Genomic DNA, 12,296 nt, shown 5'->3' on the forward strand with positions numbered 1-12,296 from the left:
CACCATCCTCCAAACACCCAATAACCCTGTGGAAGCGAGCTTGCTCGCGATGAGGCCAACACATCCTGCATCGATGTTGGCTGACACTCAGTCATCGCGAGCATGCTCGCTTCCACAGGGGACGGGTGGTGTCTGAAATTACTGGGCCGAAAAGAAATACCGCGTCAGGTGAAAGAAGATCGGTGCCGCGAAGCAGATCGAGTCCATCCGGTCGAGCATGCCGCCGTGGCCCTTGATCATGGTGCCCCAGTCCTTGGCGCTGAGGCTGCGCTTGATCGCCGACATCACCAGGCCGCCCAGGAAACCCATCACCACAATCACAAACGACATCATCAGCGATTGCCAGAAACTGAACGGCGTCATCCAGAACATGCAGCCGCCAATCAGCGTGGCCGACAAACCGCCGCCGACCAGGCCTTCCACGGTTTTCGACGGGCTCACCAGCGGCGCAACCTTGTGCTTGCCGAAGAGCTTGCCGAACACGTACTGCAACACGTCACTCAACTGCACGACGAACACCAGGTAGAACAGCAGCAGCGCGTTCTGGCCCTGGAAGCCTTCCAGATCCAGCAATAACAGCGCCGGTGCGTGGCTGATGCAATAGATGCAAATCATCACGCCCCACTGGATCTTCGCCGTTCTCTCCAAAAAGCCTTCGGTGTCCTGGCTCAGCACCGCAATCGCCGGTAGCAGCAGGAACGCATACACCGGAATGAGCAATGTGAACATCGAATACCAATGGGTTCCGATCAGCACATACTGCAGTGGAATCAGGATGAAAAACGCCGAAAACAACGCGTTATGGTCGCCCCGGGTGGTCGGTGTCAGGGTGATGAACTCCCTGAGTGCGAACAGCGAAATGAAGCCAAAGAGCACGACGGTGGCATTGCCGCCCAACTGGTAGGACACGAAGAAGATGACCACCATTCCCCACCAGGCATTCACGCGCTGGTTGAGGTTGTCGATGGTCGCGGCCGAGCTTTCCGATTTTGCCCGTTTGGCCAGCAGTCGACCGGTGAGCGACGCCACCGCCAGCAAGCAGGCTATGCCAAAAAAGAACCACAGGAACTTTGATTCAAGACTCATTTGGACAGCCTCACAATGGCGTCACGCGCCCGCTCCAGGAACACTTGTTTTTCCTCACCGGCAACCCGTTGCATCGGGTTGCCGATGCGGATCGTGCAGATAATCGGCAGCGGCACGTGTTTGCCTTTGGGCATGGAACGATGCAGGTTTTCCAGGTAGATGGGCACCAGGTCGACATCGGGGAAGGTTTCGCTCAAGCGGTAAAGCCCCGATTTGAATTCACCGGGCAATGCCTGGCTGGACCGCGTACCTTCCGGAAAAATGATGATCGAATGGCCAGCGCGCACCACATCGAAAATCGGCTCCAGCACGTTCACGCCGGGCGCCGGGTTACGTTCGATCAGGACTGCATTCAGGCCTTTCTGGGAGATGTACGACAGGAACCGGTTCTTGCCCCAGTAATCGGCGGCGGCCACCGGTTTCACATTGACCCGGGCCTCGGGGGGCAGGGCGGCGATGATTGCCAGGGTGTCCATGTGGCTGGTGTGGTTAGCGAAATAGATGCGCTGGCGCGTGAGGTCCGGGGGGCTCTCCCATCTCGCCGTGACGCCGATGAGGAATCGCAGGACTGAAATCAGCGCATTACTGATCCACATGGACGGCACCTTTTAGCTGTTTGGAAATGTCCAGCGTTCGCGTGACGCACGTCGCGACGGCGCCGACAGCGATGATGACCAGCGCAATCAACAGCACATAGTGACTGGCATAAACGCTCGCTTCGACAGCGTTCAACACAAGGCCCGCCGTCATCACCGCCATCCGGTGTTGCTTGGCCATCGGGCCGATGAAGCTCTGCTTGAGACCGATCGAACCGCCAAATACCCTGACGTAAGCCGTCAATGCTGCGGCCAGAGCGGCGAACCAGCCAAGGTCAGAGTAGCCGATGGCGTAGCCCAGGCCGACAATCAGCAGGCTGTCGGCAATCCGGTCGGGGAATTCGTTGTAGAGGCTGCCGATGTCGGATTTCTTGCCGCCCTCAATCGCGACCATCCCGTCGAAGAGGTTGCACAACAGGCGCAACTGAATGCCGAGCGCACAGAGGATCGAGCCGATGACGCCAGTGTCGATATTGAGCGCGATGATGCCCGCGAGCGCGAAGGCGATGCTGGCGACGGAGATCTGATTGGGGGAGATGTCCCTTTTCACCAACCTGTCGGTGACGTATTTGGCCCAGCCCGCAGAGCGCGTCTTGATGGGTCTTCTGTTTTCATCCATTGGCAATGTCCATATCACTTTTGTAGGAGCGAGCTTGCTCGCGAAGGGTGTTAACGATAACGCGTTTATCCAGAAAACACGCGTTATCGTTAACGTCCATCGCCGGCAAGCCGGCTCCTACGCAGGGCGAGTCGGTAATTTCAACTCCGCGCATAAACCGCCGCCCTCGCGATTGCTCAGGGTCAACGAGCCGCCTAGCGCCAGCGCCAGTTGCTGGGCAATCGCCAGGCCGAGGCCGGTCCCGCCGGTGCTGCGGTTGCGTGAGTTCTCCACGCGGTAGAACGGCTCCATGACATGGGCCAGTTCCTCTTCGGCAATCCCGGGGCCGCGGTCCATGACCTTCACCGACAAGCTGCCGCCAGGCTTCGATTCCACCCGCAGTTCCGCAGCGCCGGCAAATTTGAGCGCATTGTCCGTCAGGTTCACCAGCACGCGACGCAAGGCGTGCGGCCGGGTGTCGATGACGGTCTCACTTTTTCCGCTGAGCTGGACGTCCTTGCCCACGTCCTGATAGTCGAACACCAGGCTGTCGAGGAATGAATCCAGATCGGTGCGCCGGCTCTCTTCGGTGGCGCCATGGACGCTGCGGGCATAGGCCACGCCTTCGCGCACCAGGTGTTCCATCTCGCCAAGGTCGTTCCACAGTTTGTCTTTTTCGCTGCAGTCGTCCATGAGCTCGGCGCGCAGTTTCATCCGGGTGATCGGGGTTTGCAGGTCGTGGGAAATCGCCGCCAGCAATTGCATGCGCTCTTTCAGATAGGCAGCAATGCGCGCCTGCATGGCATTGAAGGCCATGGCCGCATGGGCGACTTCGGTCGGGCCTTTTTCATCCAGGTGCACCGGGTGGGTGTTGGGGTCCAGTGTTTCGACCGCCTGTGCGAGACGGGTGAGGGGGCGAATGGCGATTCTCACGGCCAGCCAGGTGCAGAGAATCATCAGCAACAGTTGGCCGAGCAAAACAATCGGCAACCAGGGAGACAACGGAACCATCGCCGGACGCACGTCGATGGTGACGGGGCTGCCATCGGCCAGTTTCAGATGGACCTGGAAATGTTTGATCGGACCGGGAATGTCGGTCACGGTCATGGGGTAATCCTTGCCGATGGCGTCCTTGATCGAGGTCACCGCGATAGGCGTATCGCTCATCGCCGTGCCCGGCGAGCCTTCATCCAGCAAGTAGCGGTAGTTGCGGCGATCCAGCTGTTTCAGCCAGCTCATGCGCTCTCCGGCCGGCAAGCGGTCGAGGATGGCGATGGACGTCGAAACGTCGGTTTCCAGATTGCCCAGCATGGTGTTTTTTGCGCTTTCGTAACGCTCGTAGTACTGCGCGCCGAACGACAGCGCCTGCGCCAGAATCAAGCCGATCAGGAAGATCAGCGACAGCCGCGAGGCGAGGGTGCGGGGCCATCGCAGAGAAAGGTTCATGAGGGCGCCCCGAGGACTTCCACCGGTAGCGAAAACACATAGCCTTCGCTGCGCACGGTTTTGATGTAGGCCGGTTCCCGCGCGTCGTCGAGCAAGCGCTGACGCAGGCGGCTGACCAGCAAATCGATGGAGCGGTCGAACAGATCGGCGTCGCGGCCCTGGGTCAGGTTCAGCAACTGGTCGCGGTTGAGCACCCGTTGCGGATGATCGAGGAACACCCGCAGCAGGCGATATTCCGCGCCGCTGAGCGCGACCATGGTGCCGTCGTCATCGAGCAGATGGCGGGCCGAAGTGTCCAGGCGCCAGCGACCGAAGGCCAGCAGACGTCCGCTTTCGGTGACCACCAGGTTGGGCGGCAGCATCCGCGTGCGCCGCAGCACCGCGTTGATTCGCGCGAGCAGTTCACGGGCGGCGAACGGCTTGACGAGGTAATCGTCGGCGCCCATTTCCAGACCGATGATGCGGTCGGTTTCATCGTTGCGGGCGGTGAGCATCAGCACCGGCGTGGTCTTGTGTTTGCCGGCGCGGATCTCGCGGCACAGCATCAGGCCATCGTCGCCCGGCATCATGATGTCGAGCACAATCAGGTCCACCGGCGTGGTTTCCAGGAACGCGCGCATCTGTCGGCCATCCGCCACGACGGTGGTGCGCAGGCCGTTCTTCTTCAGGTAGTTGCCTACCAGCTCTCGAATCTCGCGGTCATCGTCCACGATGAGGATGTGATCGACGTGTTCCATGGGGCCAAGCCTCTTCAAATAGGGAATGACACACAGTCTATCGAGCCTTTGCCCGCTCGCCCGCCACCCTTTGTATTGCAGTGTATCTGCTGTGTCGAGGGATACACATGGACTTAAAAACCCGGGATTTCAGGGGTTTTGTATCGCTGTGTATCGGCAGGCCCCTTTGATACGTACCGATTTACACGCGCCGCTTCTCGACACAGACGAGATACCTCAGGGCCTTCTAATAGGTTCCATCGAGGCACACCCAACCGCCTCGGCTCCATTGAACGATCTACCCATTGAAGCCTTGAGGAAACCGCCATGAACACTAAAGCCATCTACGCCGCTTGTCTGTTTGCCGCACTGAATATCTGCACCTTGTCGGCTCGTGCCGAAGCAGACGTCACCGCTAAAACCTACTCCTACGGCACGCACCTGGACATCAAGAAAGTGGTGTCGCTGAAACAGGACGCCTCGAATTCCTGCGGGATTGTCGATGCCCAGCTGACTTACCTGGATTCCCAGAACAAAACCCAGGTCCTGGACTACCGCAAATTTGCTGACTGCGACTCAGACAACTGAGTCCTTCGCTGACCGATTGCCAATCCCCTTCGCAACAGGAAAAACACCATGAACAACGTAACCCGCTTTTTGACCGCCACTGCCTTCGCCCTTGCCGGCGCTGCCGCCCACGCCAACGCCGCCGTTGAACAAAGCACCTGCGGCAGCAGCACCTGTTTCCAGCTGACCCCGGTGAACGAGCAGGGCGTCAATGACTTGCTGGTACAGGACGGTTCCAGTCGCACGCCGCAAGGTCAGATGGTTGCCGAGAACGGTAGCAGCCGCACACCACAGGGTCAGTTGCTGGATGAGCAGACGGCCTGAAGCCGGACAGTATTTCAGTAGTCACCCCCTGATCCAATGTGGGAGCGGACTTGCCCGCGATGACGGACTGTCAGTCGACATCAACGTTGAATGTACCGGCCTCATCGCGGGCAAGCCCGCTCCCACAGGTTATGTGTGGTGCGCCGCCCTCTATTATTTCCAAGGTGATCCCCATGTTTCTCATCGCTTTCCTGGGCGGCATATTGACCGTCCTCAGCCCTTGCATCCTCCCGGTCGTGCCATTTCTGTTCGCCGGCGTTGACCGTACTCGCTCGTCGATCCTGCTCACCCTCGGCGGCATGGTCCTGACCTTCGCCCTGGTTTCCAGTCTGGCCGTGGTCAGCAGTGAATGGGTGGTGCAAGCCAACAACACCGGTCGTCACGTGGCCCTGATCGTCATGGCGCTGTTCGCCCTGTCGCTGATTTCCGCGCGGGTCGGCGGCTGGCTGGCACGCCCGTTCGTTCTGTTGGGCAATCGCCTCGACCCCGACACCCGCAAAATGTCCGGCCCGCTGGGTTCAGTGATGATCGGCGTCGCTACCGGTCTGCTCTGGGCGCCGTGCGCCGGGCCGATCCTCGGGGTGATCCTCACTGGCGCCATGCTGCAAGGTGCCAACGCCCAAACCAGTCTGTTGCTGGTGGCCTACGGCCTGGGCAGCGCATTGTCCCTGGGCACCTTGATCTTCGCTGGTCGCGGCCTGGTCAATCGCTTGAAAGCGTCGATCCCTGTCACGGGCTGGTTGCGTCGTGGGGCCGGTGTTGCGGTGCTGGCGGCTGCTGCGGTGATTTCCACCGGCGCCGACAAGACCCTGCTGGCCGGTACTTCTTCGGAAGGTGTCAGCAGCCTCGAGAAAGGCGTGTTGGAAAGCGTCCCGAAAGTGGTCGATTTCCTGGTCAGCAAAGTCAAGGCCGATTCGAGCCTGGACAATGCTCAAGGTCCGATGCCATCGCTGTCCGGCGCCGTCGAATGGATCAACTCGCCAGCACTGACCAATGACTCGCTCAAAGGCAAAGTGGTGCTGGTGGACTTCTGGACCTACGACTGCATCAACTGCCAGCACACCCTGCCTTACGTGAAGGACTGGGCGAAGAAATACGAGAAGGATGGCTTGGTGGTGATCGGCGTCCACACCCCTGAGTACGGCTTCGAACGCATCATTGGCAACGTCAAGGATCAGGTGAAGAAGCTCGGCATCACCTACCCGGTGGCCATCGACAACAACTACACGATCTGGCGCAACTTTGAAAACCAGTACTGGCCCGCTCACTACCTGATCGACGCCAAGGGTCAGGTGCGTTACACCCACTTCGGTGAAGGCAGCTATGACACGCAGGAGAAGGTGATTCAGCAACTGCTGGAAGAGGCCAAGGCAGACGCCAAGGCCGCCACCGCACCCGCGGTGTAAACCTGAACATCAATGGCTCACAGGTCTCGCACCATGAGCCATTGTTCTTTGTCCCAGGCCCGAAATGAGTCCAGCACCGTCCAGCCACGCTTGGCGTAGTAGTCGCGTTTATCCTGGGTGTGCAGATAAATCCTCTTCACACCGCTGGCCCTCGCTTCCTCGCAGATACCCTCGATCAATCGCTCCGCCAGACCCTTCCCGCGCGCTTCAGGTGTGATGAAGACGCAGGCCAGCCACGGACCCAGATCCGGGCGATGGGCCAGATCCGCTTTGGCCAACGCTGCGCCACCTTTCAATTGATCCCCCTCCAGCGCAATCAGGCATTTCCAGTGGCCGTTCAGTTGGCCCTCTGCAAACTCCTGTTGCCAGTCGGGCAGGGGTTGGTCGACGTATTCGTAGTGAAATTGCCGATGGAGCCAGGCGGCGAAAGTGTCGCTGTGCTGCGGGTGGGCGGCGAGCCAGTCCAGTTGGGGTGTCATGGTTGAATCCTTTCAAAAGTCGGTGGCCCATAAGAGCCGATTCACGACGTCCCGGCAATCCCGAGGTGGCTCCGCGAAGCCGTCTGACCTCGTCGCCATGCCGCGGGCGGCGCGCCGAACTCACGACGAAATGCTCGGCTGAAGGCCGTGTCGGTCTGGTAGCCGACCTCTTCGGCGATGCGCAACAGTGAGCTGTTACTGCTGCGTAACAGGTTCGCCGCCAGCAGCATCCGCCATTGCGTCAGGTACTGCATCGGCGAAATGCCCACCAATTGTTGAAAGCGTTCGGCCAACACCGATCTTGACGTGCCGGCGGTGCGCGCCAGTTCATCCAGTGTCCAGGCATGACAGGGTTTTTTGTGCAACGCGTTGAGGGCGGCGCCAACGATCCGGTCACCCACGCCCGCCAGCCATCCCGTTCGTCCTTCGCCCTGTTCATGCATGTACAGGCGCAGCACCTCGATGAACAGCACCTCGGCCAGTTTGGCCAGAACCCCTTCGCCGCCGGGCCTCGGCGAGCGTGCTTCAGTCAGTGCGTAACGAACCGACGATTCCAGCCACATGCCGGCATTCGAGCCGCGCACATTGACCCGCACCACGGCCGGCAACCCGGTCAGCAACATGCCCGCCAATCGCGTGTCGCACGCCAGATAGCCGCACACCAGCCGCGTGACTGTGCCGCCACCGCCGTAGCTCAACTGTCGCGGACGCCGTGACAGCACCACGTCCAGCCGCGCACCTGTTGCCGGTTTGAGGCCGGGTGCCGAGGCCATGCGGTGCGCGTCTCCCTGAGGGAACACCACTACATCACCGGCCGTTAGAAGAAGGGGCGGATCATCGCCGAGTTCGACGTAACACTCGCCTTCGGTGATCAAATGAAAGATCACCACGCGTTCGGCGCCGGGCTCCAGGAACGGTGCTGCCGTATCGGCGCTCGGCGACTGGTAGCACCAGGGCGCGGAGAACCTGGCGTTGATGAAAATCGCGCCGACCAGGCGGACGACGCGCAGGGTCTGGGACAGGGCGTCCATGGTGGTTTTCCCCTGTGGGCGGGCAGCTTTTGATTGTGAGCCTGTCGCGGCGCAACGCAAAACCTCCGGACGATCGGACAGTGTTGGCCGACGATCGGGCAGGACGCCCCCGGCCAGCAGCGCGATAGTGGTCACACAGGGTCTGCCGACCCTGTCATCAATAACAAGAATGAGAGGTTGCCATGCCGAAGTTCGTCATTGAACGCGAGATTCCGGGTGCTGGAACACTGTCAGAAAGGGATTTGAAAGCGGCTTCGCAAAAGTCCTGCAGGGCGTTGCGCGACTTGCCGGAGGTGCAGTGGCAGCAGAGTTATGTCACCGGTGACAAGCTCTACTGCGTGTACATCTCGCCCAACGAAGAGTTGATCAGGGAACACGCCAGGCAGAGCGGTTTTCCGGCCAACCGCATTTCCCAGGTCATGACCGTCATCGACCCCACTACGGCAGAATAAGCCGGGGGCGTTTGAACTCGTAACGGAGCGATCGAATGAGTACTCCCATTGATCTCACTGCCTTGAAAAACCGTCAGATGGCCGCCTGGGCCAGTGGCGACTATGCCGTGATCGGCACCACGTTGCAGATTGTCGGCGAGCAGCTTGCCGAAGCCTGCGACCTGCTATGCGATGAGCGTGTGCTGGACGTCGCCGCCGGCAACGGCAACGCGACACTGGCGGCCGCGCGCCGCGGTAGCCACGTCACGTCCACCGACTATGTCGCCGCGCTGCTTGAGCGCGGTGAAGACCGGGCCAGGGCGGAACGCCTGGAGGTGACCTTCCAAGTGGCGGACGCCGAGGCGCTGCCGTTCGAGGACGGCAGTTTCGATGCCGTGCTGTCGACCTTCGGCGTGATGTTCGCACCGGACCAGTCCAAAGCCGCCGCCGAGCTGGCGCGGGTCTGCCGTCCTGGGGGCCGGATCGGTCTCGCCAACTGGACGCCCGAAGGCTTTGTCGGCCAGATGTTCAAGACCCTGGGCCGGCACTTGCCGCCTCCGCCGGGGGCACAACCCCCGTCGAACTGGGGTTCCGAAGCGTGGCTGCATACGCACTTTGATGAGCGCGACTTTCTGCTTCAGGTGACACGGCGGCTTTTTAACTTCCGCTACCGCTCGGCCGCACATTTCATCGACACGTTCCGCACCTGGTACGGCCCGGTCCACAAGGCGTTCGCGGCGCTGCCTCCCGAAGGCGCCCAGGCCCTTGAAAGTGATTTGACCGAGCTGATCAACCGCTTGAACCGGGCGGGTGAAAAGTCGCTGGTGGTGCCGAGTGAATACCTGGAAGTGGTGATCACAAGGCGCTGACTTTCCCACACAAAACCCTGTGGGAGCGAGACCGGCTTGCTCGCGATGGCGGTGAGTCAATCGACATCAATGTTGGCTATGACTCAGTCATCGCCGGCAAGCCGGTCTCGCTCCCACAGTTTTCGTGCGTTTTCAACTGGCCTCGTTACTCATCCAGCCGCTCGGTGTACACCACCCAGACACTGCAGGGCATTTTGTACAGCAAGTGCTCCACCGTGCTGCCGATCAACCTGCCCAGGCCGCGATGGCCGATCCGGCCCATGACGATCACGTCGACGTCGTAGGCGTCGGCGTAGCGGGTCAGGACCTTCGCCGGGTTGCCCATGATCATGTGCCGTTGCTCCGGCGCGATGCCGTTGCGTTCGGCCAGTTCGTTGAAGGCGGCTTCCTGGTAGTCGAACAGGGTCCTGGCGGTGCTCGACGAGAAAAACGCCGAACCGTTGTCGAAGCCGAATTCATCGGCGCTGATGGATGACAGGTCATAGGCGTAGACCACATCCAGCTCGGCATTACAGGCGCTCGCCAGTTTCGCCGCTTCGTGAAGAATGCGGTCGTTGAAGCTTTTGTAGTGATCATCACGATGGAACGGGTCGACCGCCGCGACGATCTTGCGCGGCAACGCATGCACGGCATGGCTGACGAAATGCAACGGCACCGGGCATTCACGCAGCAAATGCACGTCGAGTGGCGTGAACATCAGCCGCGAGAGCATCGAATGCGGCTCCAGCGCTTTGATCAGCACGTCCATCGGCTGCTCTTTCAGATGAATCAGGATTTCCTCCAGCGGCCGATCGACCCACGCCACTTCGGTGGTGACGTGCACCCCGATCTTGCGCAAGGGCCGCGCCTGATCCTCAAGCCATTGGCGGTGTCGATCGACATAGCCCAGGCGCATCTGCTCCAGCGCCTTTTCGTTGACCAGACTGGCGGTCGCCAGGCCTTCCAGGTAATCAAACGCAACGATGTGCAGCGCCGCGTCTTCAGCCTTGGCCAGCGCTGCGGCCCTGTCGAAGGCGGGGCTGTGTTCCATCAGGGGTGAGGCGACCAGCATGAAACGTGATTGCTCAGACATGACAAACCTCCCGTGGGTAAACGAGCTTAGGCTCATTCGACAGGCATTCAATCCTTTAAGTATTGACCATGATCAACCTGCCGTCCGGCCAGGCGGGGCGAGATGGCGTGATGAACGTGGCGAGCACGCTCTGAAACGAAATCCCGATCACAACGCGGCCCCCTTGTAGGCGCCCGGCAAGCCAGCTTCTACTAGGGGATTTGTTGTGTTTGTCTTGTTTAAACAACCTTGGCACCGCGTGCTTCCAGCAGCTCACGCAGCACGGAGCGATGGCAGTGCGCTTCATCCTCGCAATAGCAGCCGACGGACAGTGAGGTTTGATGGGAGAGAGCCGCCAGCAGATCCAGCAAATGGCTGGGCGCCGGCTGATTCATTTCAGCCTTGAACTTGCGCTTGAAACCTTCCCAGGCTTTTTCGTCTGCCGCTGCCTTGGCCTCGGTCACTAATTCGGCACTGGGCGACAACAGCGGCTGCCACACATCATAAAAATCCCGACGGGCAAAGTCAGCCTTTGGCACGCCCCTGGGCGGGCGGCGTACCGTGCCTATCCGAAGGCCTTCATCGGGCAGGCGCGGTGAGCCGAGTCGCACGATATGAATGGGCATGGCGACTTACGGGTGTCGCGAGCCGTCAAACCACTCCATTGCCGTGCGCCAGATGCAAATCCCCAGGAAATAGGCCGACATCAGCAACCAGAGCCCCATCACCATCGGGTTGATCACCGGATGGTTGATCACCAGCGACAAGCTGCACAGCAGCCAGATAGCCGTCACGGCGATGTTGATCGGCATGAACTTGCGTACGCGAAACGGGTGCAGGAATTTCATCCGGGTCACGGTCAGCACCGCCAGGCCGATGACGGTGAGCAGGGTGATCCACGGCGACGGGGCGATGATGTACAGGCACAGCGCAACCACGTTCCACGCGGCGGGGAAGCCCTGGAAGTAGTTGTCTTTGCTTTTCATGTTGACGTTGCAGAAGCAAAACAGCGACGAGACCAGGATCAGCGACACGGTCAGCAGTAGCGTGTAGTCCGGCAACGGGATGTAACGATAGATAAACAGTGCCGGGATGAACACATACGTCAGGTAATCAATGACCAGGTCAAGGATCGAACCGTCGAAGCTCGGCAGCACCGATTGCACATTGACCTTGCGCGCCAGTGCGCCGTCGAGCCCGTCGACGATCAGTGCGACGCCCAGCCACAGCAGGCAATTGGTGGGCTGGTTTTCCAGCAGCGCGAGGGTGGCGAGGAAGGCTGTGACCACGCCAGTGGCGGTAAAACCATGGGCGCCCCATGCTTTGAGCCTGGCGATGTGTAGGGTGGATATCACGGGGGCGTTCTCCAGAAAGTGAAGCAAGCCAGTCATCACCCTCGTTGATCGAGAGCGGCGGCGAACCGGGTCGGGTTGCAGGTATCGACCGGAAATCCGGGAATAAGGTTCACCACTCGTGAATCTTAGCTGGGCCACCGAAAAATACTCTGGATTAATGCGGGTCCTGTTCGCTTGAGGAAATTCTTGTTCAGGCGACCAATGTATCTGATAGCCACATCCCCCCGTAGGAGCCTGCAACCAGCGTCTACAGGGGGAACGAGTGTGAGACAGAATGGGCAACGAAGTCAGCCAAACGGTAATGGCGCAATGGCCTACGAGGACTATTGTTGCCTGACTGG

15 protein-coding genes are annotated in these 12,296 nt (G+C 60.2%); 5 read left to right on the plus strand and 10 right to left on the minus strand.

The genetic code is table 11. The features are described 5' to 3' along the window. Nucleotides 1–138: 138 nt before the first annotated feature. The 5 genes from F8N43_RS02280 to F8N43_RS02300 all read right to left on the minus strand — a co-directional run bounded on the left by F8N43_RS02280 (nucleotide 139) and on the right by F8N43_RS02300 (nucleotide 4,463). Complete coding sequence (locus tag F8N43_RS02280; RefSeq protein WP_150631987.1) at nucleotides 139–1,086, minus strand: phosphatidate cytidylyltransferase; 948 nt, start codon at nucleotides 1,084–1,086, stop codon at nucleotides 139–141. Continuing rightward, complete coding sequence (locus tag F8N43_RS02285; RefSeq protein WP_150631988.1) at nucleotides 1,083–1,682, minus strand: lysophospholipid acyltransferase family protein; 600 nt, start codon at nucleotides 1,680–1,682, stop codon at nucleotides 1,083–1,085. The genes F8N43_RS02280 and F8N43_RS02285 overlap by 4 nt, the downstream gene beginning before the upstream one ends. Beyond that, the gene (locus tag F8N43_RS02290; protein WP_150638627.1) at nucleotides 1,669–2,301 is read right to left on the minus strand and encodes a CDP-alcohol phosphatidyltransferase family protein; all 633 of its coding nucleotides are present in this window, start codon (nucleotides 2,299–2,301) and stop codon (nucleotides 1,669–1,671) included. The genes F8N43_RS02285 and F8N43_RS02290 overlap by 14 nt, the downstream gene beginning before the upstream one ends. A gap of 117 nt (nucleotides 2,302–2,418) precedes the next feature. After that, nucleotides 2,419–3,726, minus strand: coding sequence for an ATP-binding protein (locus F8N43_RS02295; protein WP_150653127.1), 1,308 nt, complete (start codon nucleotides 3,724–3,726; stop codon nucleotides 2,419–2,421). Continuing rightward, a complete protein-coding gene (locus tag F8N43_RS02300) occupies nucleotides 3,723–4,463 on the minus strand; it encodes a response regulator (protein WP_150631991.1) in 741 nt (246 codons plus the stop codon). The genes F8N43_RS02295 and F8N43_RS02300 overlap by 4 nt, the downstream gene beginning before the upstream one ends. A 306-nt stretch (nucleotides 4,464–4,769) precedes the next feature. Between F8N43_RS02300 and F8N43_RS02305 the strand changes: the two genes are divergently transcribed. From F8N43_RS02305 to F8N43_RS02315, 3 genes are all read left to right on the plus strand, one after another. Then, a complete protein-coding gene (locus tag F8N43_RS02305) occupies nucleotides 4,770–5,030 on the plus strand; it encodes a DUF2790 domain-containing protein (protein ID WP_017338029.1) in 261 nt (86 codons plus the stop codon). A gap of 48 nt (nucleotides 5,031–5,078) precedes the next feature. Next, nucleotides 5,079–5,333, plus strand: a complete 255-nt coding sequence (locus tag F8N43_RS02310; RefSeq protein ID WP_150653128.1) for a hypothetical protein — start codon at nucleotides 5,079–5,081, stop codon at nucleotides 5,331–5,333. 173 nt (nucleotides 5,334–5,506) lie between these two features. Then, complete coding sequence (locus F8N43_RS02315; RefSeq protein ID WP_150638621.1) at nucleotides 5,507–6,739, plus strand: cytochrome c biogenesis protein DipZ; 1,233 nt, start codon at nucleotides 5,507–5,509, stop codon at nucleotides 6,737–6,739. Between the two features lie 17 nt (nucleotides 6,740–6,756). Here the strand turns inward: F8N43_RS02315 and F8N43_RS02320 are convergent, their stop codons facing one another. Next, nucleotides 6,757–7,218 (minus strand): GNAT family N-acetyltransferase, encoded by a 462-nt coding sequence (locus tag F8N43_RS02320; RefSeq protein WP_150653129.1) that lies wholly within the window; start codon nucleotides 7,216–7,218, stop codon nucleotides 6,757–6,759. Nucleotides 7,219–7,259: 41 nt separating this feature from the next. Continuing rightward, nucleotides 7,260–8,249 carry an AraC family transcriptional regulator gene (locus F8N43_RS02325; protein WP_150653130.1) on the minus strand — a complete coding sequence of 330 codons (990 nt, stop codon included), beginning with the start codon at nucleotides 8,247–8,249 and terminating at the stop codon, nucleotides 7,260–7,262. A gap of 182 nt (nucleotides 8,250–8,431) precedes the next feature. On the opposite strand from F8N43_RS02325, the gene F8N43_RS02330 reads away from it, so the two are divergent. Both F8N43_RS02330 and F8N43_RS02335 read left to right on the plus strand, forming a co-directional pair. Then, a complete protein-coding gene (locus F8N43_RS02330) occupies nucleotides 8,432–8,701 on the plus strand; it encodes a DUF4242 domain-containing protein (protein WP_150631996.1) in 270 nt (89 codons plus the stop codon). Nucleotides 8,702–8,736: 35 nt separating this feature from the next. Continuing rightward, nucleotides 8,737–9,549 (plus strand): class I SAM-dependent methyltransferase, encoded by an 813-nt coding sequence (locus tag F8N43_RS02335; RefSeq protein ID WP_150631997.1) that lies wholly within the window; start codon nucleotides 8,737–8,739, stop codon nucleotides 9,547–9,549. Between the two features lie 145 nt (nucleotides 9,550–9,694). Here the strand turns inward: F8N43_RS02335 and F8N43_RS02340 are convergent, their stop codons facing one another. The 3 genes from F8N43_RS02340 to pcsA form a co-directional block, all read right to left on the minus strand. Beyond that, nucleotides 9,695–10,621, minus strand: a complete 927-nt coding sequence (locus tag F8N43_RS02340) for a universal stress protein (RefSeq protein ID WP_150653131.1) — start codon at nucleotides 10,619–10,621, stop codon at nucleotides 9,695–9,697. 218 nt (nucleotides 10,622–10,839) lie between these two features. After that, nucleotides 10,840–11,226 carry a DUF488 domain-containing protein gene (locus F8N43_RS02345; protein ID WP_150653132.1) on the minus strand — a complete coding sequence of 129 codons (387 nt, stop codon included), beginning with the start codon at nucleotides 11,224–11,226 and terminating at the stop codon, nucleotides 10,840–10,842. Nucleotides 11,227–11,232: 6 nt separating this feature from the next. Beyond that, nucleotides 11,233–11,955: a phosphatidylcholine synthase gene (pcsA, locus tag F8N43_RS02350; RefSeq protein WP_150638614.1), complete on the minus strand. Its 723-nt coding sequence runs from the start codon at nucleotides 11,953–11,955 to the stop codon at nucleotides 11,233–11,235. Between the last annotated feature and the right edge of the window lie 341 nt (nucleotides 11,956–12,296).

This window comes from Pseudomonas fluorescens (assembly GCF_902498065.1).
Lineage (GTDB): Bacteria > Pseudomonadota > Gammaproteobacteria > Pseudomonadales > Pseudomonadaceae > Aquipseudomonas > Aquipseudomonas fluorescens_BJ.

Bases quoted from the DNA above. Each gene is read 5' to 3' on its own strand.
- F8N43_RS02280 (WP_150631987.1), bottom strand. From the start codon at position 1,086: ATGAGTCTTGAATCAAAGTTCCTGTGGTTCTTTTTTGGCATAGCCTGC.
- F8N43_RS02285 (WP_150631988.1), bottom strand. From the start codon at position 1,682: ATGTGGATCAGTAATGCGCTGATTTCAGTCCTGCGATTCCTCATCGGC.
- F8N43_RS02290 (WP_150638627.1), bottom strand. From the start codon at position 2,301: ATGGATGAAAACAGAAGACCCATCAAGACGCGCTCTGCGGGCTGGGCC.
- F8N43_RS02295 (WP_150653127.1), bottom strand. From the start codon at position 3,726: ATGAACCTTTCTCTGCGATGGCCCCGCACCCTCGCCTCGCGGCTGTCG.
- F8N43_RS02300 (WP_150631991.1), bottom strand. From the start codon at position 4,463: ATGGAACACGTCGATCACATCCTCATCGTGGACGATGACCGCGAGATT.
- F8N43_RS02305 (WP_017338029.1), top strand. From the start codon at position 4,770: ATGAACACTAAAGCCATCTACGCCGCTTGTCTGTTTGCCGCACTGAAT.
- F8N43_RS02310 (WP_150653128.1), top strand. From the start codon at position 5,079: ATGAACAACGTAACCCGCTTTTTGACCGCCACTGCCTTCGCCCTTGCC.
- F8N43_RS02315 (WP_150638621.1), top strand. From the start codon at position 5,507: ATGTTTCTCATCGCTTTCCTGGGCGGCATATTGACCGTCCTCAGCCCT.
- F8N43_RS02320 (WP_150653129.1), bottom strand. From the start codon at position 7,218: ATGACACCCCAACTGGACTGGCTCGCCGCCCACCCGCAGCACAGCGAC.
- F8N43_RS02325 (WP_150653130.1), bottom strand. From the start codon at position 8,249: ATGGACGCCCTGTCCCAGACCCTGCGCGTCGTCCGCCTGGTCGGCGCG.
- F8N43_RS02330 (WP_150631996.1), top strand. From the start codon at position 8,432: ATGCCGAAGTTCGTCATTGAACGCGAGATTCCGGGTGCTGGAACACTG.
- F8N43_RS02335 (WP_150631997.1), top strand. From the start codon at position 8,737: ATGAGTACTCCCATTGATCTCACTGCCTTGAAAAACCGTCAGATGGCC.
- F8N43_RS02340 (WP_150653131.1), bottom strand. From the start codon at position 10,621: ATGTCTGAGCAATCACGTTTCATGCTGGTCGCCTCACCCCTGATGGAA.
- F8N43_RS02345 (WP_150653132.1), bottom strand. From the start codon at position 11,226: ATGCCCATTCATATCGTGCGACTCGGCTCACCGCGCCTGCCCGATGAA.